The 20,009-nt window shown below is 61.3% G+C and carries 17 protein-coding genes; 6 read left to right on the forward strand and 11 right to left on the reverse strand.

The features are described 5' to 3' along the window. Window positions 1-5 precede the first annotated feature (5 nt). From NCR40_RS16750 to NCR40_RS16800, 11 genes are all read right to left on the reverse strand, one after another. Window positions 6-965, reverse strand: coding sequence for a glycosyltransferase family 4 protein (locus NCR40_RS16750; RefSeq protein ID WP_250510021.1), 960 nt, complete (start codon window positions 963-965; stop codon window positions 6-8). After that, on the reverse strand, window positions 952-2,016 hold the full coding sequence (locus tag NCR40_RS16755; RefSeq protein WP_250510022.1) for a glycosyltransferase family 9 protein: 1,065 nt from the start codon (window positions 2,014-2,016) through the stop codon (window positions 952-954). The genes NCR40_RS16750 and NCR40_RS16755 overlap by 14 nt, the downstream gene beginning before the upstream one ends. Then, window positions 2,013-3,080 carry a glycosyltransferase family 2 protein gene (locus tag NCR40_RS16760; RefSeq protein WP_250510023.1) on the reverse strand — a complete coding sequence of 356 codons (1,068 nt, stop codon included), beginning with the start codon at window positions 3,078-3,080 and terminating at the stop codon, window positions 2,013-2,015. The genes NCR40_RS16755 and NCR40_RS16760 overlap by 4 nt, the downstream gene beginning before the upstream one ends. Continuing rightward, window positions 3,077-4,822, reverse strand: a complete 1,746-nt coding sequence (locus NCR40_RS16765) for a carbamoyltransferase family protein (RefSeq protein WP_250510024.1) — start codon at window positions 4,820-4,822, stop codon at window positions 3,077-3,079. Before NCR40_RS16765 ends, NCR40_RS16760 begins: the two co-directional genes overlap by 4 nt. Window positions 4,823-4,834: 12 nt before the next feature. Beyond that, window positions 4,835-6,019 carry a lipopolysaccharide heptosyltransferase II gene (gene waaF, locus NCR40_RS16770; RefSeq protein WP_250510025.1) on the reverse strand — a complete coding sequence of 395 codons (1,185 nt, stop codon included), beginning with the start codon at window positions 6,017-6,019 and terminating at the stop codon, window positions 4,835-4,837. Then, window positions 5,995-6,585, reverse strand: a complete 591-nt coding sequence (locus NCR40_RS16775; RefSeq protein WP_250510026.1) for a D-glycero-alpha-D-manno-heptose-1,7-bisphosphate 7-phosphatase — start codon at window positions 6,583-6,585, stop codon at window positions 5,995-5,997. The genes waaF and NCR40_RS16775 overlap by 25 nt, the downstream gene beginning before the upstream one ends. After that, complete coding sequence (locus NCR40_RS16780) at window positions 6,582-7,862, reverse strand: glycosyltransferase family 4 protein (RefSeq protein WP_250510027.1); 1,281 nt, start codon at window positions 7,860-7,862, stop codon at window positions 6,582-6,584. The genes NCR40_RS16775 and NCR40_RS16780 overlap by 4 nt, the downstream gene beginning before the upstream one ends. 189 nt (window positions 7,863-8,051) lie before the next feature. Then, window positions 8,052-8,960: a glycosyltransferase family 2 protein gene (locus tag NCR40_RS16785; RefSeq protein WP_250510028.1), complete on the reverse strand. Its 909-nt coding sequence runs from the start codon at window positions 8,958-8,960 to the stop codon at window positions 8,052-8,054. Continuing rightward, on the reverse strand, window positions 8,957-9,676 hold the full coding sequence (locus NCR40_RS16790; protein ID WP_250510029.1) for a PIG-L deacetylase family protein: 720 nt from the start codon (window positions 9,674-9,676) through the stop codon (window positions 8,957-8,959). Before NCR40_RS16790 ends, NCR40_RS16785 begins: the two co-directional genes overlap by 4 nt. 75 nt (window positions 9,677-9,751) lie before the next feature. Then, window positions 9,752-10,759 (reverse strand): hypothetical protein, encoded by a 1,008-nt coding sequence (locus NCR40_RS16795; protein WP_250510030.1) that lies wholly within the window; start codon window positions 10,757-10,759, stop codon window positions 9,752-9,754. A 162-nt stretch (window positions 10,760-10,921) separates the two neighbouring features. Continuing rightward, window positions 10,922-12,538, reverse strand: a complete 1,617-nt coding sequence (locus NCR40_RS16800; RefSeq protein ID WP_250510031.1) for an FAD-dependent monooxygenase — start codon at window positions 12,536-12,538, stop codon at window positions 10,922-10,924. Between the two features lie 219 nt (window positions 12,539-12,757). Here NCR40_RS16800 and NCR40_RS16805 point away from each other — a divergent pair, with 219 nt between their 5' ends. The 6 genes from NCR40_RS16805 (at window position 12,758) to biuH (ending at window position 20,005) form a co-directional block, all read left to right on the forward strand. Further along, the gene (locus NCR40_RS16805) at window positions 12,758-14,086 is read left to right on the forward strand and encodes a glycosyltransferase family protein (RefSeq protein ID WP_250510032.1); all 1,329 of its coding nucleotides are present in this window, start codon (window positions 12,758-12,760) and stop codon (window positions 14,084-14,086) included. Between the two features lie 194 nt (window positions 14,087-14,280). Further along, window positions 14,281-16,116 (forward strand): allophanate hydrolase, encoded by a 1,836-nt coding sequence (gene atzF / locus NCR40_RS16810; RefSeq protein WP_250510033.1) that lies wholly within the window; start codon window positions 14,281-14,283, stop codon window positions 16,114-16,116. Then, complete coding sequence (locus NCR40_RS16815) at window positions 16,113-17,210, forward strand: BMP family ABC transporter substrate-binding protein (protein WP_250466967.1); 1,098 nt, start codon at window positions 16,113-16,115, stop codon at window positions 17,208-17,210. Before atzF ends, NCR40_RS16815 begins: the two co-directional genes overlap by 4 nt. 26 nt (window positions 17,211-17,236) lie before the next feature. Further along, window positions 17,237-18,370 carry an ABC transporter permease gene (locus tag NCR40_RS16820; RefSeq protein ID WP_244828204.1) on the forward strand — a complete coding sequence of 378 codons (1,134 nt, stop codon included), beginning with the start codon at window positions 17,237-17,239 and terminating at the stop codon, window positions 18,368-18,370. Continuing rightward, on the forward strand, window positions 18,363-19,289 hold the full coding sequence (locus NCR40_RS16825; protein ID WP_250466969.1) for an ABC transporter permease: 927 nt from the start codon (window positions 18,363-18,365) through the stop codon (window positions 19,287-19,289). The genes NCR40_RS16820 and NCR40_RS16825 overlap by 8 nt, the downstream gene beginning before the upstream one ends. Before the next feature lie 23 nt (window positions 19,290-19,312). Beyond that, window positions 19,313-20,005, forward strand: a complete 693-nt coding sequence (gene biuH, locus NCR40_RS16830; protein ID WP_250466971.1) for a biuret amidohydrolase — start codon at window positions 19,313-19,315, stop codon at window positions 20,003-20,005. Window positions 20,006-20,009 lie beyond the last annotated feature (4 nt).

The following is a 20,009-nucleotide window of genomic DNA, read 5'->3' on the forward strand; positions in this document are numbered from 1 at the left end:
GATGTTTAGCTGCAGACGTGACGCAGCGTGGCTTCCCACTCGGCTGCGAAGCGATCGATATGAAAGCGTTCCAACGCCACCTTGCGTGCACCTTCACCGAGCCGGCGGGCCTCGGCGGGATCGCGTAGAAGGTGTTGCATGGCATCGATCAACTGGTCCGTATCGGTATGGATGAAGCCGCTTTCGCCGTTGCGAATGACGGTTGCAAGCTCGGTCGTCGCGAGGCCGACAATAGGCATGCCTATCGTCATCGCCTCGACGATTGCGAGACCGAGGCTCGTCCAGCGAATCGGATTGAAAAAGAAACGGTATTGCGCGCTGAAAGACGCGAGATCGAGGTTGCCGATCTCGCCGAGTCCTCCCGCTGCGTGAGCATCCATGCCGACTAGGTCGAGCGGCACACGCCGCGCGGCTTCGGTGAATACATCGTGACCGAGCCTGCGTCCACGCTGCTTCAGATGATTGATGATGACAATGCCGCGTTCTTTCTCGCCGCTATAGCGCACGCTGTCGGGCACCACGACACCATGTTCGATCACCTGCGTCGGCGTCTCGCCGCTGTCCCACATGAGGCGGTTGAAGTGGGTCACATGCACGAGCAGCGTGTCGCGATCTTGCACCCAATGCCGCTGTTCGAAGGCATTCTCCTGCGGCGGATCATGCTCGATATAGACGCGCGGCAAACGGCGTTGTGCATTGCTCAAGAGATTCAAGCGGTCGTCGTCCCAATGCGTGCGATGCTGAAAGAGCACGACATCGAAATCTTGCGAAGCCACTTCGTCATAAGGCACTTCGTGGACATTGTCGCCCCACGGCAAGACGCCGACCTTGCCCGCGTAGCCCGGAGGATGGCCGGGCTTCGTGACGAGATAGAAGTCGTGCTTCGCCTGACTCAAGTAGTACATGTAGTTGCCGTGCACGTGCCATGTCAGAACACGCAGGCGTCGGTTATCAGCAGTGAGCATGGATCGGGGCCGTATGGAATCGAGGTTCGAGCAGCTGCGCATGTGCGACATCCAGTACCTGTGCAACGCTGATATTCAGCGCGCATGGATGCCCATACGGACAGTCGCGAAACGAGCAGGGACGACACGACGGATAATCCGCCAGCACGCGATGACGTTCATGGTCGAGCGGCGCCCAGCGGCGCGTGTCGCTACCTGACGCGATGACGACGCTTTTCGTACGCATCGCCGCCGCGATATGCGATATGCCGGTGTCGTTGCAGACAACGAGTTGCGCCTTGGCTACGAGCGCGGCGAGGCCGCCTAGCGATGTCTTTCCGGTCAGGTCGATTGCATTGCAGCCTTCCAATGCCCGCGCTATATGCGACGTGATCGGCGCTTCTCCCGCGCTGCCAGTCAATGCGATCTGCCAACCCGCATGGGCAAGCGATAAAGCCACTTGCGCAAAGCGTTCGGCGGGCCAGCGGCGTGAAGGCAGTTGCGAACCCGCATGCACGAGCACGAGTCGCGTGGAATCGAGTTCATAAGCATCGAGCAACCCGGCGCATTCTTGGATGTCTTCGTCGCTCAATGGGATGTCGAGATCGGTATGGCTTGCATCGATACCGAGCGCATCCATCAGTGCGTTATAGCGTGCTATCTCGGGCAGCGTATCGGGCCAGGGAATGAAGACGCCTTCGCGCATCGCTTCATCAGGCTTCAGATAGCCGGCGTTCGAATGCGCGCCCATTCGTTCGACGATATCGTTCGCCACGCCGCCGCTGCCATGCAGCTGAACCGCAAGATCGAAGCGGCGCTCCTGCATCGCGCTCCAGAATGACGGCAAACCCGCATCGGTTTCTTCCTGCTCGGGAAAACCGACAGCGCCGGGAAAGGGAACGAGTTCATCGATCAGCGGACGATAGCGCGTCACGAAACTGCTTGCCCACGGTAGCCCTATCAGCACGATATGCGCACGCGGATGAGCAGCTCGTAACGCGCGCAACGCGGGGACGCAGCAGAGCATATCGCCAAGCTGCAAAGCCCTGAAAATAGCGATGCGTTCGATCATACGAACACCACGCGAAATTTGAAGGCGCCGTATAGCCGCCAGTAGATCGAGAGAAACGGAATCCACAGCGACGTCCACGCCATTTCGAGCACGTGCGATGCCGTAAGCGCTGTCTTCATCAGGCGCTTTACACAGAACCAACCGCTCATGGCGAGCCACGCAATCACGCAGGCAATGGCGAGCGAGTTGAAACGCAGTGCGTAAGCGACGATGGCCGCCACGACCACCGCGAGGATCATGTAATACAACACGGGCGGCGTGCTGCGTATGCGCGATCTGAACAACGCAGGATGCTTCTTGTAAAGCAACGCATCGAACTGACTCTTCTTCTGTTGCGACAAGCTCACGCCCCAACGTGCGGGGCGCACGGGGTGCAACACCATCGCATCGTGCGAACGGACGATATGCGCGCCGCTGCGCAGGAGTTGAAATTGCAGATCCGAATCTTCGCGCCACGCAGATGTAAAACGCGCATCGAATCCGCCTATACGGTCCATCGCGGAGCGCTTGACGAAGGTATTGGCCGTTGCGAACTCTGCGCTCGAAAGACCTGCCGCGTCCTGTTCGTAGTCGGTCGGCCGCGCGGGAAGCGGCACGACGATGCGTCCGGACACCGCATCCGCGCCGGCATCGAGCGCGGCCACGCCCGCACTTAGCCACTGCGCATCGGGGATGGTGTCGTCATCGGTGAATGCGATGAAACGTGACTGCGCCGCACGCCATCCCGCGTTGCGCGCACCCGCAGGCCCTTGCGTCGCGGTGACGGGAACATAGCGAATACGCGGGCCGCGCGGCTCGGTTGTCTCGCATTCGCGTGCAAGCGCCATGACCTTGGCGCGCGTGGCATCATCGGGACCGTCGTCGCAGACGATGATCTCGTAACGCGATGCGCGCATGTCCTGCGCCATCACCGCGCGCAAGCATCGTTCGAGCATGTCGGGACGACGATAAGTCGGCACGGCTACGCTCACGTCGTACGCGAACGATGATGGCGTTACCGCGCTCTCGCTCCTTTCGAAAGCGTCGGCGCCATCGAAGCTAAAGCCGCCGGAAACCGTGCTCATGCATGTGCTCCGGGTTTTTCGATTAAGAAAGAACCGATGACGAGCGCATCCAGCGGCGACGTCCAGAAAGATTCGAGCGCATCGCGCGGCGAGTTGACCATCGGTTCGCCACGCGTGTTGAACGACGTGTTGACGAGCACCGGTACGCCCGTGCGTGCCTTGAATGCGGCGAGCAGGTCGTAATAGAGCGGATGTTGCGAGCGGTTCACGGTCTGTACGCGCGCCGTGCCATCGATATGCGTCACGGCCGGAATCTTCGGCTTCATCTCTTCGCGCACGTCGAAGACGAAGAGCATGAAAGGCGCCACGCATGCATCGACGAACCAGTCGACCGCGTGTTCTTCCATGACCACCGGCGCAACAGGACGGAAGTCTTCACGATCCTTGATCTCGTTGAGCTTCGCTTGCATGGACGGATCGATCGGCGATGCAAGTATCGAACGTGCGCCGAGTGCGCGCGGTCCGAATTCCGTGCGGCCCTGATACCAACCGATCACGCGATTCCGCGCGAGCAGATCGGCTGTTTCGCCCGCGACGTTATCGAGCTTCCGATACGGCGCCTTGGCCCACTTGAGAAACTGTTCGACTTCGTTGTCGTCATAACGCGGGCCGAGATATGCGTGATCCATGCGCCATTTGCGGCTGCGGTCGCCTTGCTTCTCTCGTTCGCGATAGTCCGTCCAAAGCGCCGCGCCCAGCGCGGTACCGGCATCGCCGGCCGCAGGTTGCACCCAGATCTCTTCGAACGGGCCACGGTCGCGCAGACGCGCGTTCATCACGCAATTGAGTGCCACGCCGCCTGCCATCGCGAGCTTCGATAAACCAGTTCGCTCGTGCAACCACTTTGCCAATTCGAGCGCCGTGTCTTCGAGCACGACTTGCAACGAATGCGCGATATCGTAATGATGCTGATCGAGCGGACCGCCGCGCTCACGACGCCGACCGAAGCGTTCTTCCAGGCGCGGGGCATCGACGGTATAAGTGCCGTCATGGCGATATTTCACGATCTCGCGAAACTGGTCCACGTAAGCCGGCTTGCCGAACGAAGCCAGCGCCATGACCTTGTATTCGTCCGAGGAATGCAGAAAGCCCAAATAGTCGGTGACGGTCTCATAGAGCAGCCCAAGCGAATGCGGCAGTTCCACCTGTTTGACGCGCTCGTACTGTCCGTTGACGAATTGCCCGAGACTCGTTGTTACGCCTTCACCGCGTCCGTCCATGGTAAGCACGGCGGTATCTTCGAAGGGCGCAGCGAGAAACGCGCTCGCTTCATGCGACAGATGATGATCGACGTAATGCCAGTCGAACCGCGGCGCGCGTCCGCTGCTTGCGAAACGCTTCTTCAGATGATGCGGCGCGCCATCCACCAATTGACCGCGCGCATTGACGATATAGCTTAAAAAAAGCGGGTCCCAAGGCGATTCGGATGGGTTGCCGCTCGAATGCTCGGACGGCATGAATGGCAACGCAATGCTCGCTTTAGGCTGCCGTGGCATGGCGGAAAGCAGATGCGGGTCGTATGAATAGGCGACATGATCGACATCCGCCAGTTCGATACCAGCCTCTTTGAGGCAATAGTCGATGGCGTCGAAGGGCAATTGCCATGTCGAAAACGGCACCGGACGCTTCGCATGCTTGACGTGCGTGAAGCGTTCGTCTTCCGCTGCCGCAACGACGACACCGTCCTTGATCAGCGCAGCCGCGCTGTCGTGATAGACCGCATTGATTCCGAGGGTGTACATGGAAAGCGAACCTTATGGATGGATCGAGAGAGGGGCGGCAGCGTCTGCGCGGGCATCGCAAAGCGACATCACAGCGTCGATTACTTCATCTACGCTCACGCCGAGGAGGCACAAATGATGTCCTTCGGGACAGATGCTGCGATAGCACCATCGGCACGGCACATCGTGATTGAGCACGCTATGCGGCGTCTGCCATGGCGTATGTTGCGGATTGGTGAGTGCATAGAGATCGACTACAGGCGTGCCGAGCGCAGAGGCAATATGAACGGGACCGCTATTGTTTGAAACAAGGACGCGTGCGTGCTTCACGAGAGCGGCCAGTTCGCCGAGGTCGAGTGCGCCCGACAGGTCGCTAATGCCGCCGTGACCGCCGCTTACCTCGCGACACAAATCCGCTTCGCTTGCCGAGCCCGTGACGACGACTGGCCAGCCCGTGCGCGCGTTGAGCGCTTGCGCGACCTCCGCGAAGCGGTCCGGCGGATAACGACGCGATGCTGCCGTTGCACCTGGATGCATCATGAAAAAAGGCGCATGAAGATCGATGCCGCGTGCATCGAACTTCTGCGCAAGCGATGCCTCATCGCCGTCGCGAACCGTGAAGCGCATGCGCCTGTCATCGGCGCGTGCGCCTACCTGAGCGACCAACGCAAGCTGACGCTCGACCTCGTGACGTGTGCCGTTCTGCGGTTCAGTTTCGGCAACCCAGTCGGTGAGCAAACCGTAGGGATTCTCGCGGCAATGCGCCAACCTTCGAGGGATACCCGCAAGATGACAAAACATTGCGGCAGGCAAAGGATTCTGGCTATAGACCGTGAAGATCACGGCGGCATCGAAGCCGAGCGTTCGAATGCGTTCGAGCATCGCAAGATCGCGACTCGCGTCGACGGGCGTGTCATGCTTGACCCACGGCGCGTCATACTCGATCACGTCGTCGATATCTTCGATGAAGCGCGCGGCCATCGCACCCGAACGCGATGCAAGCAAGCTCAGATGCCGTCCGGGATACGCATGTTTGAGAGCGTGCAGAGCAGGCGTCGTCATCAGCACGTCGCCGAGATTGTCGGTACGTACGCAGAGGATGCGCTTGACGTTCTCGCCCCAGACGCCTTGCGGACGCGACTCCGGTGCGCGCGCGTGAGGCGCGATGGCGACGACAGGGATTCGCTCGCGCTTCACGCTGCAAGCTCCCCATGCCATGCCGCTTCAATCCTGCGCGCTGCTTCGTGCATGTCTTTCGCAATGGCGTCGGGCTCGCGCTGTGGGCCACGCTGCCATAACGTCTCGTTGCCATTGTCGATAAGCACGGCGCGGCAACCTGCACGATGACCCGCTTCGACATCGTCGAGTATGTCTCCGACGAACCAGCTACGTGCAAGATCAAGACCGAGGTCACGCGCCGCGCGTTCGATCATGCCGGGCGCTGGCTTGCGGCATTCGCATATTTTCCGGTATTTCGCCACCGTTCCTCGTGGATGGTGCGGGCAGAAGTACACGCCAGCGAGTCGCGCGCCTGCGCGCGCCGCAAATTCATGCAGCGTGCGTTCGACATCGACGAGCGCCGCTTCATCGAACTTGCCAAGCGCCACGCCGCTTTGATTGCTGATGACGACGACCGGTACGTCCATGCGTGCGAAGAGCGCGAGCGCATTGACGGCGCCAGGTGCAAGACGCATCTTCAGCGGGTCGACGTTGTAAGGCACGTCGTCGAGCAAGGTGCCGTCCTTATCCAGAAACACGGCAGGGCGAAGGAGCGTCGGCTTCATGCGGAAGCGCCACCGTAAGCACTGCGCTCATCGAGCACGGTGTTCGAAAATTCCACTTCCGCCACGCGCGCATAGACGCGTTCGAGCGCTTGCGCGACGCCGGTCCATGTGAACATCGAGCGCGCACGTTCCAACCCCGCCGCGCCCATGCTTTCGGCGAGCGCGGGATCGCGCTTGAGCATGGCAAGCGCGGCCGCCAGTGCATGCGGGTCTTTCGGCGGAACGAGCAGGCCAGTCTCTTGATGAGCGACCGAGTAGCGAATGCCGCCCACATCCGCGCCGATTACAGGCGTGCCACAGGCCATGGCCTCGAGCGGGGTAATGCCGAAGGGCTCGTACCAGGGCGTCGTGACGAAGACATCCGCCGCGTTATAAAACTCCTTCAAACGCTGGCGTCCATGACGTCCGAGAAAATTGACGCGGTCTTCCACGCCGCATTCGCGGGCTATTCCGCGTAGTCTGCCGATTTCCGGTGTCGCGATTTCGTTGGCCTCATCCGAGTTGCCGCCGATCACGTAGAGATGCGCGTCTTCGTTCAACTCGCGATTGCACACGCCAATCCCGCGCACCACATTATCGATCCCCTTGCGCGGCACCATGCGCCCGAGTTGCAATGCAATGAACTTGTCCTGCGGCCAGCCGAGCCGCTCGCGCGCTTCATGCTTGTTGACCGGATGAAACTCCGCGCTGTCGAAGCCGCATGGCACGAGGTCGATCCGCTGACGCTCCGCCTGATATAGCGCGATGAGATCGGCAGCATCTTGCGGACATTCGGCGATAACGGAATCCGACTCGCGTACGAGCGCATCTTCTATGTCGAAGCGCTCGTCGGGAAAGCCATCGCCTGCGCCTTGATGAATACGCCGCACGCGACCGAGCGCGTGGAACGTGGTGACGAGCGGCGTGCCGAGCGCAGTCTTGATTCGCATGCCGACGAGTCCCGACATGAAGAAGTTTGCATGGACCACGTGATAGGGCGTTTCCTCTTTCTCGAAGAACCCGATCATGAAGCGCGCGAATTCGTCCATGAACGGAAGTAATTGCTCCTTGGGCAATTGCACGGGCGGCCCTGCCGGAACATTGATTACGCGAATTCCTTCGAAGCGCGAGACAAGCGGAAGTAAAGAACGATCGCGACGCGTGAACACATCGACTTCATGACCGCTGCGTGCAAGTTGCCGCGCTACGTGCGCGACATAGATGTTTTGTCCGCCGCTATCGACGCCGCCCGCCACTGCGAGTGGAGAAGCGTGTTCACTGATTAGTGCGATCTTCACTGTGCCCGTCCCCATCACGAAGGTCCAAAGTAGGCTCGTCGCGCTTGATCGTGCGAGTCCTTCGGAGTCGTGGAGTTAGAGCATTCGTTGTGCCACTGAAATGGAAATACGCAGAATCGTTTGTTCGTTGTCGGACGAAAGCAATTTCGTTTTGGGTTCGCACACAGCCGAATCCGTGCTGGTGCGCTTCTATATCGCGCTGGCAGTGGATGAGCGGCGCTGGTCGTCATCGCGGACGATGGCGCGCATCAGCAGGACGCTGCGTGCAACCACGCGCCGTTTCGACAACGCCCACGGCAAACCGCGCAACATTGCGAGCGAGTCGCGTAAGAGCGTGCGTTCACGTCGCATGATGAAGAAGGCATTCAGACTTGAACGCAGCGCTTCGGCAAGCGGCAGGCGCAACCATGCGACCCATGCCTCATTCCGCGCAAGCAGACGCCTGCGCAGCGCACTGTCACGTATTTCCGATGGATGGTGATGTAGCACGAGCTCATCGGCATAGACGAGCGCATGGCCGCTGCTCAGAATATCGAGTGCTAGAAGCGACTCTTCGCCGCCAATGAAAAGCTTCGGCTCATATCCGCCCATTTCGCGGTAGACGCTTGTGCGGAATACGCTCGCACCCGCCATGAAGCCGATCAGCGCGGGCCCCGGCAGCCCATGCGACCCGAGCGGACTCACGCGCATGCGCTCGCAGGTTTCGTCCGTCGATTCGGCATCCCCGACGACCACGCGAGCGCTTAAAACAGCCACGCGAGGCGACGCGTCTAGTAACTGTACTGCGCGCGAAAGCGAGCCAGCTTGCCACCAGGTGTCGTCATCGCAGAACGCAACGTATTCTGTCCGCACACGCGCCACGCCGAGATTGCGTCCAGCCGCGCCCATGTTTTTGGACGCAATCACGAGATCGACCGAGGGAAATTTTTCTGCAATACGGCGGGCAGTATTATCGGAGGAGGCATTGTCGACCACCACGATACGGACGGGATCGGGCAGGGCGGCAAGTTTTGCGATCGTGCGCAGTACGACATCGGCACGATTATAGGTAAGGACGACAACGCTAAGGCGTACGGACGAGACGTCGTGCGCGCTCATCGGCCATCCTCGCTACGTTCGAGCGTCCAGTAGCGCTCAGGAAGAAAAACGTCGTCATATCCGCCGGGGCCGAAGGCCTTCAGTTGGCTCGTATAAGCCTGCACGGCGTTTCTCTTGACTGCATGCGCGCGTTCGGCATCCGCAAGATTCGTCGTGGCGGCTTCATATGGCGTTGCATCGATGCCGATGCCGTGCAGATCGACGAGACGCCGCTGCACCAGACCGCGCATTCGCCGATATAACCCTTCCTCATAGCCGATGCAGGCGAGCGCGGGATGTTCGAGCCATGCATCGCAAGCGGCAAAGTGCGTGAGCGCATGGTCCGAATGGAACAGGCCGAGTGGAATCAGCAGAAGATCAGGGCGATATTCGCGCACGACATGCAGCAGTGCATCGCGAATCGCCGCGCGCGTCGGTTTTGCCGACTCCGGCGTATGCGGCACATATTGCGAATCGAGAAAGCCGAGATTGACTGAACGCGCGCTTAGCAATCCGAGCGCCCGCTCGTCCTCGTCGATGCGTGTGCGCATCGCTTCGTGAGCGCTACTGAAACCGCAATGCTGGTCCCAGTCCGTCGTCAAATCTTCTTCGGGGCTGCCGGTGAAGACATTGCAGACGATAGTCTCGTTGGATGCAGCGAGCAGGGCGCCGCAACCGAAGACGGCGTCGTCGAGATGTGGCGAGACCAGGAGAACACGGGAGCGCATATCAGGCATGGGGACAGGTCCAATTGCGAATGACGGCAGCTGCGCCGCAATCGCCGGACCCGCCCGCCTTGGGTTTGCGCCATGTCAGAAGCGCATGCCGATACCCGCTTCGATGATGTCCGAATCGCGGTCATAACGCGTGACCATGCGATTCCATGTCAGACGCGCGAGCCATCGGTCGGTAAACCGATAACTCGCCGATGCCGATACCACTCCCGCGAAACGGCCATCGCCCGTGCGGTTTTGCGGCAAATCGTCGTTCTGCGTGATCGACAAATAAGGACCCGCGCCCACGCCGAGCGTGAGCCTGTCGTTGAAGAATGCGCGCGTGGCCCAAAGCTGTGCCGCAATGCCATCGCGACGCGACTGCACGTGACCGCCTTCGTGAAGATACGACGCGGTGAAGTCGACGTAATGCCACAGTCCGCGCCTGTACTCAACGCTCTCCGAGAGATTCGATTCCGAGTCCAGACTGTTGAGGATCGTGCGCCCGAGCATGACCGTAACTTCGTTGCTGGTAACGTTCGTGCTGCGCGACGGCGCGTAGGCGCGCGGACCGCGACCATCCGGCGCGTCGAGCTGGTAGCCGATACCGAACAGAAGCGCGGTCGTGTCCGGACCGCCGAACGCCTGCACGCGGTTGAGCTTCATCTCCGCGATCCACCGGTTATCGAAGTAGTACGCGGCGCGCAACGTGAACATGCCGCCCCAACCGTGCGAATTCGAGTAGCCGCTGCCGGCTTCCGCTTGGCTCGTATCGAAGTAACGGTAGGGACCGGCGCCCGCGGAAAGTTCGAGCCGGTTGTTCCAGAGCGGCAAACGGCCCCACAACTGCACGGCCTGACCATCGCGATGATGATCGGGAATGTGGCCTTCGTTGAGCCACGAAAAACTCCAGGCCGCATAGCGTCCAAGGCCTTCCCGATAGTTCGCTTCCCATGAATAGCTGTTCTGGCTGCTGCTCTTGAGCGGCCCGGCGAGCACCGAAAATTCCTGAGCTTGTGCGCTTGTGACCGTGCCCGCAAGGGCAGCGCCAGCAATCGTCCAGGCAGCTAACTTGCGAGATCGTCTTTTGATCGAAGTAGTAGTCATCAGGTGGAGTTAAATGCGCATTGTTTGCATTGGCAGCATAGCGGCTATAAGCGGCTTTTGCCCAGATGACGCTTTACCGAATGTTCTTGCATTGAGTCGATGGCTCGACGCGGTGCCTTTGGAAGCTGTCCTCGGCACTGTAAAACGTTTGCGGCGGCGAATTCACGCGCGCCGCGGGCTTCCGAGCATTGTGGTGAGCCATGATTCAAGCGTCGTCGCGCTAGCGCCTCTGAAGCCGATATGACCATCCGGACGCAGGGCCCAGATCATGCCGCTGCGCGCGCCGAAAAAAGCCGCGAATTCACCCGCCGCATCTGCGAGAACGGCGTACGTCTCGCTGCATTCAGGCGATTTTCCCGCCGTAATCAGCACCGCATTGCCTGCGTCACCCAGCATATCGCGCCACGCTTGAAACGCTGCGTCGAACGATTCGCGTGAGTCGCCGTTCATGTCGCGATCCAGATACCCGATGAGCGTATGCCGCCCGCGACCGATATGGTCGCGCAGTCGCACGGCATGCCCGACGAACGCTTCAGCGAGCCCGCCGCATTCCGGTACGCGATCCCCAGGCGCGGGAAAGCCGGGCGCAATCTGCGCGCTGATCTCGTCGTTTGCATCCGCCACGATTGCACTGCCGCGATATCCGACGAGCAACTGTGTTTCGCGCATCGCGGGCCGCACTTCGCCATGCACGAGCACGGTGTTCAAGGCGCGGCTCGTTGCTTCGACCACATCCAGTCCGACCGGCCGACGTTCGGCTTCGTAGCTCGACAACAGTGTTTCGTTCGCGATACCGCGCGCCACGAGCGCGAGTTTCCACGCGAGATTGTGCGCATCCTGCAAGCCTGTATTCATGCCCTGGCCACCGACAGGCGGATGAATGTGCGCGGCATCGCCCGCAAGGAACACGCGTCCGCTCGTGTACTTTTGCGCATTGCGATGACTCACGCGGTACACGGACGACCACCGCATCGACGAAAGCCTCGTTCCCGGCGGAAGTAACGGCAGCATGATGCGTTCTACGTCGGCAAACGCGGGCGCGGTTTCATTGACGAGGCGCGCGGCATCGTCGTCGCCGAGGATCATGGAGAGGCGATAACGGCGGGCCGAACCGCGCACCGGTAGCGCGGCAATCGTCGTCGCACCACGAACGCCTTCCACTGCGGACAGGTTGAAACGCAGCATCGGTCCGCGCTGAACGTGCCAGTCGACATCGAGATCGGCGAGCATGAACGTCTGCGGATACTGCCCTCCTTCGAACGGTACGTTCAGATGATGCCGCACGGTGCTGCGTGCGCCGTCGCAACCGACCAGCCACCGGGAGCGGATTTCACGCATGGTGCCGTCGGCGTCTTGCATGCGAGCGAGGACGCTGTCGCCGGTATCGTCGAAATCGATGAGGGTTGTCCCGTAGTGCACGTGCCCGCCCATACGCGCGAATGCCGCTTCCAGAATGCGCTCGGTTTCATATTGCGCGAGAGAGAGTGCGCCATAAGGCAGGCCCTCGCGCGGCACTTCGACGCTGAAGGCCAGCGTGCCGTCCTTATAAGTATCGGCGCCAGTGAGCCAGACACCCGCATCGATGGCTTCACGCGCGATGCCCAGATCGTCGAAGACTTCGAGCGTGCGCGCGGTCACGCCCAACGCCTTCACGAAGAACGCGCGGCTGGCGCGCGCGTCGATCACTCGCGCGTCAATGCCGTCGCGGCGCAGTTCGGTTGCAAGGAGGAGACCGACAGGTCCCGCGCCGGCGATAAGAACGTCGATGGTATCGGGCATGGAGAGCGTTCTCCTGAGCGTTTAGCCGAGGTCGTTTTGCGAGGATAACCGTGCATGCGTCGCCGCGGCTAGTGATTTATGGCGCATGAAAGGAGGGCATGTATTCGCACGCGTCCTACACTTTATTTGAAGCACGCGGCTCGCTCAATAATTTGCAATTTCGACCCGACGGTTGGCTATGCTCATGCCTTCATTTTCATTTACGCTGGTTTAGCAATCATGGTCACGCTGGTCAGTTGTTTCTTCGATCGCAACGCTCACGAATCGCTCGTCAATCACGCGGAATATTGCCGTCGCGCGGGTGCTCGTCACCGCTTCGAGCCGGTCGCGGCGGGGGCTGCATCGCTTGAACTGAGGATCGTTTATAAATATCAGTTGCTGTGCGATCTCATGGTCCGCGCAGCCGATAACGAGCTCTTGATCTTCGCTACCGAGAACGCGCTCTTCTTGCGCTTCGACGATTTCGAATCGATGATGGCCGGACGCGATGCCCTCGTGACGACAGGCCATTTCGGCATCAACAGCGAGATAGTGGTGCTGAGAAATACCGAAGGCAATCGCGTCATTGCAAGGAGCATGGCCGCGAAGGTTCGGGCGTATTACGACTATGGCCAGTTCGTCACGGAAGATCAGTTGCTCGAAGCGCTGCCCGTACAGAGCGAAGCCGATAGCGTCAACGAAAGATTCCCGATCGTCTCGGCGTGTTCGACTCAGTTTCCCGAGTTGAACGCTTCCCCGATCGTGGCGTTGTCGCTTGTCTTCACCCCGCGCCTTTATAGCAAGTACGGGCCGCGTTGGGGAACGACGCTCGCTCGGCATGTGAACGCGTGTCACGCTAGCGCACAGCGGTTCTTCGAAATAGCGCCGCCCGAAGGCGTGTCGTCTGAAGCGCTATCGATCTATCAGCCAGGCCAGCGTATCGCCGTGGTCATGCTCTACACACCGAACATAGCGAATTACGCATGTTTTGGCGAAGCGAGCCTGCGTGATTACTGCGAACAGCACGGCTACACCTTGTACATGCATCGCGAGGTGCCGGCCGACTTTGCTCGCGAAGCGTGTGGCAACTGGGCCAAGCCATTTCTGCTCAGCAAGTACTTGCCGCATCACGACTGGGTCTTCTGGATCGATGCCGATATTCTCGCGACCAATCGCACCGTCAAGCTCGAAGACTTCATGAACGGACGCGAGCGCGTGCTGAGCGCGGATATCGCCGGCTGGCCTTTCAACTCAGGCGTCATGGGCTTTCGCAATACCGACGTCAACGCGCGCGTGCTGCAGGGCACGCTCGACCGTATTCGCGGGCTGGACGATCTAAGCTGGACCTTTTCCAATCATGGCGATCAGGCGCACTTCATGTTCGAACTGGAAGCGAACGGCGTCTTGCCAGCGCGGGAATCGACCGAACTGGTCAGTTTCCGTGAACTGAATACGCCTTGGTATTACGCAGACCAGAACACGTTCCTCTGCCATTTTCATGGCATCGGCAGCGAGTTGCGGATGCTGTTCATGTCCATGAAGGGCGTGCCCGAAGGCGGGTTCGACTGAAGTCTTTCGCGCACTTCAAGCGGGAGCCGCGCACCAACTTGAACGCTGCGCGAACCATGTTGGGACGTGATCAGTCCTCTTGCATGAGACCAGACCACGCACGAAGCCCCATGGATAAAGGCTTTTGAGCGTCATGGCCTTGACTGGCACAGATGCTGCAAAGTGACGTTCAACTTGTATTCAAGATTGAACTCATGTCCCACGACCCGCTTTCAGGCGTGTACGCGCTTATCGAATCGTATAGGCAAGGCAGCACTGATCCGATCGCCATGATCGAAGAAGTGCTGCGCAGGCTCGATGCAAGCAATCGGCCCGAAGCCTGGCTGCTGCGCGTGCCTCATGCCGACCTTCGTGCGCGTGCCGCGAGCCTTGCGCATGAACTCGCCGAAGAGGGCGGCGCGATCTTCGCGCGCAAGCCGCTTCTCGGCGTGCCCTTCGCGGTGAAGGACAACATCGACGTGGCAGGCTTGACCACCACCGCCGCGTGCCCCGCATTTGCCTATACGCCGCAAGAGACGGCGTTCGCCGTGCAGCGTTTGCTCGATGCGGGCGCGGTGCTTATCGGCAAGACCAATCTCGATCAGTTTGCAACGGGCCTCGTCGGTACGCGTTCGCCTTTCGGCGCGGTACGTCAGGTCGATCACGACGCATACGTCTCGGGCGGATCGAGCTCGGGTTCGGCGATAGCGGTCGCGGCGGGCATCGTCGCGTTCTCGCTTGGAACCGATACAGCGGGCTCCGGCCGTGTGCCAGCAGGCTTTAACGGTCTCGTTGGACTTAAGCCGACGCTGGGTCTCGTCAGCAAGCGCGGCGTGGTGCCCGCATGCAAGAGCCTCGATACGATCTCGATCTTCGCGCATGACGTAGCCGACGCCTGGCACGTCCTCTCGACGATGGCCGCGTTCGACGCAGCCGATGGCTATTCGCGCCGCATTCCTTCCTTGCCGGTTTTGCCGCTTGCGCCGCAAGCCTTGCGCGTCGCCATTCCCGACACGCTGGAATTCTTCGGCGATACCGTTGCCGCCGATGCCTTCGCCGCGACACTCGAAAGGCTCGCGCTCAAGCCGTCGACGTTCGCCTTTGCGCCAATGCAGCAAGTCGCTGCGCTGCTTTACGACGGTCCGTGGGTCGCCGAACGGCGCGCCGCGTTAGGCGACTTCTTCAAGACGAATCACGACGATATCGACCCGGTGGTTGCAAAGGTGATCGGCAAGGCCGACAACTTCAGCGCCGCCGATGCCTTCAACGGCCAGTATGAACTCGCACGCTTGAAGCGCCACGCCGAAGCGCTCTTCGAAAGCGTGGACGTGTTGATCGTGCCGACGACGCCGACGCATCCGACCATCGATGAAGTGCGCGCGAACCCTATCGAAGTGAATAGCCGTCTCGGGCTTTACACGAACTTCGTCAACCTGCTCGATCTGTGCGCGCTCGCGGTGCCGGGCATCCCGCGCGCCGATGGCTTGCCCGCCGGCATCACGTTGATCGCGCCCGCTGGCGCCGATCAGCGGCTCGCCATGCTCGGTGCGCAGTTCGAAGGCATGCAGAAGCAAGATGCCGTTGCAGCGAAGCCATTGCCGTTCAACGAGCCGACCGTGCAGCTTGCGGTGGTTGGCGCGCATCTACGCGGCATGCCGCTCGAATGGCAGATGCGCAAGGCCGGCGCGCGCTTCGTCGAAGCGACGACGACCTCGGCTAACTATCAGCTATTCGCGCTTGCGAACACGCAGCCGCCGAAGCCGGGCCTCGTGCGCGCGAATTCTGCGGGGCAAGCCGGGCAAGCCATTGCCATCGAAATATGGGACATGCCCGTGCGCACCTTTGGCGCGTTCGTCGAAGCGATTCCGGCGCCGCTTGGCATTGGCAGCATCGAGACGGCGGATGGCCGCATCGTCAAAGGCTTCATCTGCGAACCGCTTGCCGTCACTGCCGAAAGCGGCGCGCGCGACATCACGCGTTTTTGCGGCTGGCGCGCCTGGCTCGACAGTCAAACCTCCAACGACCCAACCACACAGGAATTGAGACCATGACCAACCGCCGTGAGTTCATCAAGGGCGCGGGCGCGCTCGCGCTCGGCAGTGCATTGCCGTTCGATCTGGCGTTCGGCGCGAGCAATCTCACGGTCGGCGTGATCTACGTCGGCGCGCGCGGCGACTACGGCTACAACCAGGCGCAGGCGCAAGCCGCTGCAGTCATCAAGAAGCTACCCAACGTGAAAGTGGTCGAGGAAGAGAACGTGCCCGAAACCGTGGCCGTGCAAAAGACCATGGAAGCGATGATCGAGCAGGACGGCGCCACGCTCATCTTCGCGACCTCGTTCGGTTATTTCGATCCTCACGTCCTGAAGATGGCCGCGAAGTATCCGAAGGTGCGCTTCGCGCATTGCGGCGGATTGTGGAAGCAAGGCAACCCTTCGAATATCGCGAGCTACTTCGGTTATATCGACGAATGTCAGTATCTGAACGGCGTCGTCGCGGGTCATATGAGCAAGAGCAAGAAGCTCGGCTTCGTCGCGGCCAAGCCCATTCCGCAGGTGCTGCGCAACATCAACGCGTTCACGCTGGGCGCGCAATCGGTCGATCCGGCCATCACGACGAACGTGATCTTCACCGGCGACTGGTCGATGCCCGTCAAGGAAGCCGAAGCGACCAACAGTCTCATCGATCAAGGCTGCGATGTGCTTACGTGTCACGTCGATGGTCCCAAGGTCGTCATCGAAACAGCGGAGAAGCGCGGTGCGATGAGTTGCGGCTATCACGCGAGCCAGGCCGCGCTCGCGCCGAAGGGTTATCTCACGGGCGCGGAGTGGGACTGGGCGACGCCCTACAAGGAACTCGTCACGGATGCGCAAAGCGGCAAGCCGCAGCCCAACATTCTGCGCGGCGGCCTCAAGGAAGGCTTCGTGAAGATGTCGCCATACGGCGCGAAGGTCACGGCCGATGCGAAGACCAACGCAGACGCCATCAAGACGAAGATGGTCGCGGGCGACTACGCCATCTTCAAGGGGCCGATGAAGGACAACAAGGGCGGCACGGCAATCGCGGCGGGCACGAGTCATCCGCAGACGGACATCGCGCTCGAGAGCATGAACTATCTCGTGGCGGGTGTGGTGGGGCAAATCTGATTATCTGCAATCGATAGGAGCCGCGGATGTCCACTGTGATCGGTTCGAACTCAGGCGCGCTCGGTCCACGGCTCCTGCTCGGCGTCTTGCCTGCTTTGCCAACGTTGTGCGCGCTCGTCGGCACGCTGGTGCTGTTCTCGCTCTTTCTGCTGGTGCAGGGACAGCCTGCGCTGGATGCGCTCGGGCTCATCGTGCAAGGCGCATTCGGTTCGTCGTTTGCGTGGCAGAGCACGTTGCTGCGCGCGGCGCCGCTCATGCTGACCGCGTTGTGTGTCGCGTTGCCGGCTCAAGTCGGTTTGATCGTGATTGGTGGCGAAGGCGCGCTGGCGCTCGGCGGTCTCGGCGCGGCCATCGTGCCGTCCATCGTTCCTGCATCGTTGCCGTGGTTCGTCGCCACGCCGCTAATGGCGGTCGCCGGAATGCTCGCGGGCGCGCTTTGGATCGGTGCCATCGGCGCGATGCGGCAATGGCGCGGCGTCAACGAGACCATCAGCAGCCTTTTGATGTCGTATATCGCCATCGCGCTCTTCAAGCATCTCGTCGAAGGCCCGTTGCGCGATCCGGCAAGCCTCAACAAGCCCTCCACGCCTCCCGTTCCCGATGCCTTGATGATCGGCTCGCTGCCCGGCCTCGACGTCCACTGGGGCCTGCTATGGGGCGCGCTGGCATGTGTGGCCGCGTGGGTCTTCGTGCGCCAGAGCACCAAGGGCTTCGCGATGCGCGTTGCCGGCGGCAATCATCACGCGGCGCGTCTGGTCGGCTTGCCGGTGACGAGGCTCGCGCTCACCGCTTGCATGCTCGGCGGCGCGGCGGCGGGACTCGCGGGCATGTTCGAAGTCGCAGCCGTGCAGGGCAGCGCGAATGCGTCGCTGCTCGCGGGTTATGGCTATGCGGGCATTCTCGTGGCCTTCGCCGCGCGTCAGAATCCGCTCGCGATCATCCTGTGCGCGGTGCTCGTCGGCGGGATTGAAGCAAGCGGCAGTTTGCTGCAACGGCGCCTCGGCCTGCCCGATGCCACCACGCTCGTTCTACAAGGTCTGTTGTTCGCCAACCTGCTCGCGTGGGAAGCGCTCGGCGGCAGGATTACCGCGTGGCGCGTGAAGTTGCAGGCAGCGGCGCTCGCGCGTTCCACGGTTCGACTGGAGGGGACTCATGCCTGATGCTCAATCGCCCGCTGTCGTGCTGTTGCTCTCGCTGTTCGCGGGCGCCATTCGCGTGAGCACGCCTTATCTTTTCGTGAGTATCGGCGAATGCCTGACCGAGAAGGGCGGGCGCGTCAATCTCGGGCTCGAAGGCATTCTCGTCTCCGGCGCGATGACGGGCTACGCGGCGGCTTATCTGTCGGGCTCACCGTGGATCGGCGTGCTTGCGGCAGCGGCCACGGGCTTCGTGCTCGGTTGCCTGCATGGTCTCGTCTGCTCGTTGCCGCGCGTGTCGGACATCGCGTTCGGCATTGCGTTGATGCTTGCGGGCACCGGCCTCGCGTTCTATCTCGGCAAGCCCTTCATCGAACCGCAAGCGCCGATGCTGCCTTCCATCGATCTCGGCGGCTGGAGCGCATCCGCGCAATTGCATAACGCGTTGCATATCAATCCGCTCTTCGTGATCGGTGTGTTGCTCGCGTTCGCGTTGCAATGGGGCTTGCGTCATACGCGCTGGGGCATGGCCCTGCGGCTCGTCGGCGAGAACGCGGAAAGTGCGCGCGCCATGGGCTATCCGATCACGCGTGTGCGTATCGTTGCCACGGCCGTGGGCGGCTTGCTGGCGGGCGTGGGCGGCGCGTATCTGTCGCTCGTCTATCCCGGCAGCTGGAACGAAGGCCTGTCGAGCGGCCAGGGTCTCATGGCCGTCGCGCTCGTGATCTTCGCGCGCTGGCAGCCGCTGCGCTGCCTGTGGGCCGCGCTCATCTTCGGCGCGGCAGGCGCGCTCGGTCCCGCGTTGCAGGCCATAGGCGTGACGAGCGGCTATTACCTCTACAACGCAGCGCCCTATGTCCTCACGCTCGCGATCATGGTCATCAACTGCCGTCCCGACCGTACCCTTGCCGGCGCGCCCGGCGAACTGAGCCTCACACGCTGATGTCATCTTCCGGAGAAACGCTCATGACCCGCTTCATCGAGGCTCGTCCCTATCCGTGGCCCTACGACGGCAACCTGCGCGCCGATAACACCGCGCTCATCATCATCGACATGCAGACGGACTTCTGCGGCATCGGCGGCTATGTCGACAAGATGGGCTACGACCTGTCGCTCACGCGCGCGCCTATCGAGCCGATTAGGAACGTGCTCAAGCTCATGCGCGAACAGGGCTTCACGATCATTCATACGCGAGAGGGGCATCGGCCGGATTTGTCGGATCTGCCTGCCAACAAGCGCTGGCGCAGCCGGCAAGTAGGCACGGGTGGCGTGGGTATCGGCGACGACGGTCCTTGCGGCAAGATCCTCGTGCGCGGCGAACCGGGCTGGGAAATCATCGAAGAACTCGCGCCAGTGGCGGGCGAAATCGTCATCGACAAGCCGGGCAAGGGCTCGTTCTGCGCCACCGATCTCGAACTCATCCTGCGCACGCGCGGCATCGTGAATCTCGTGCTCACGGGCATCACCACCGACGTGTGCGTGCATACGACGATGCGCGAGGCCAACGACCGCGGCTTCGAATGCACGCTGCTCGCCGATTGCTGCGGCGCCACCGACAAGAGCAATCACGACGCCGCGCTCAACATGGTGCTCATGCAGGGCGGCGTGTTCGGCACGGTATCGGACTCGGCGTCGATGCTCGCCACGCTCGGACGCTAACGCC

Origin of the sequence: Caballeronia sp. GACF4, from assembly GCF_023631025.1 — a bacterium.
Lineage (GTDB): Bacteria > Pseudomonadota > Gammaproteobacteria > Burkholderiales > Burkholderiaceae > Caballeronia.

What these genes read in the sequence shown, in the direction of transcription:
- biuH (WP_250466971.1), top strand. Translation starts at nt 19,313, where the DNA reads ATGACCCGCTTCATCGAGGCTCGTCCCTATCCGTGGCCCTACGACGGC.
- NCR40_RS16815 (WP_250466967.1), top strand. Translation starts at nt 16,113, where the DNA reads ATGACCAACCGCCGTGAGTTCATCAAGGGCGCGGGCGCGCTCGCGCTC.
- NCR40_RS16750 (WP_250510021.1), bottom strand. Translation starts at nt 965, where the DNA reads ATGCTCACTGCTGATAACCGACGCCTGCGTGTTCTGACATGGCACGTG.
- NCR40_RS16790 (WP_250510029.1), bottom strand. Translation starts at nt 9,676, where the DNA reads ATGCCTGATATGCGCTCCCGTGTTCTCCTGGTCTCGCCACATCTCGAC.
- NCR40_RS16775 (WP_250510026.1), bottom strand. Translation starts at nt 6,585, where the DNA reads ATGAAGCCGACGCTCCTTCGCCCTGCCGTGTTTCTGGATAAGGACGGC.
- NCR40_RS16755 (WP_250510022.1), bottom strand. Translation starts at nt 2,016, where the DNA reads ATGATCGAACGCATCGCTATTTTCAGGGCTTTGCAGCTTGGCGATATG.
- NCR40_RS16765 (WP_250510024.1), bottom strand. Translation starts at nt 4,822, where the DNA reads ATGTACACCCTCGGAATCAATGCGGTCTATCACGACAGCGCGGCTGCG.
- NCR40_RS16800 (WP_250510031.1), bottom strand. Translation starts at nt 12,538, where the DNA reads ATGCCCGATACCATCGACGTTCTTATCGCCGGCGCGGGACCTGTCGGT.
- NCR40_RS16805 (WP_250510032.1), top strand. Translation starts at nt 12,758, where the DNA reads ATGGTCACGCTGGTCAGTTGTTTCTTCGATCGCAACGCTCACGAATCG.
- NCR40_RS16760 (WP_250510023.1), bottom strand. Translation starts at nt 3,080, where the DNA reads ATGAGCACGGTTTCCGGCGGCTTTAGCTTCGATGGCGCCGACGCTTTC.
- atzF (WP_250510033.1), top strand. Translation starts at nt 14,281, where the DNA reads ATGTCCCACGACCCGCTTTCAGGCGTGTACGCGCTTATCGAATCGTAT.
- NCR40_RS16785 (WP_250510028.1), bottom strand. Translation starts at nt 8,960, where the DNA reads ATGAGCGCGCACGACGTCTCGTCCGTACGCCTTAGCGTTGTCGTCCTT.
- NCR40_RS16825 (WP_250466969.1), top strand. Translation starts at nt 18,363, where the DNA reads ATGCCTGATGCTCAATCGCCCGCTGTCGTGCTGTTGCTCTCGCTGTTC.
- NCR40_RS16820 (WP_244828204.1), top strand. Translation starts at nt 17,237, where the DNA reads ATGTCCACTGTGATCGGTTCGAACTCAGGCGCGCTCGGTCCACGGCTC.
- waaF (WP_250510025.1), bottom strand. Translation starts at nt 6,019, where the DNA reads ATGGCATGGGGAGCTTGCAGCGTGAAGCGCGAGCGAATCCCTGTCGTC.
- NCR40_RS16795 (WP_250510030.1), bottom strand. Translation starts at nt 10,759, where the DNA reads ATGACTACTACTTCGATCAAAAGACGATCTCGCAAGTTAGCTGCCTGG.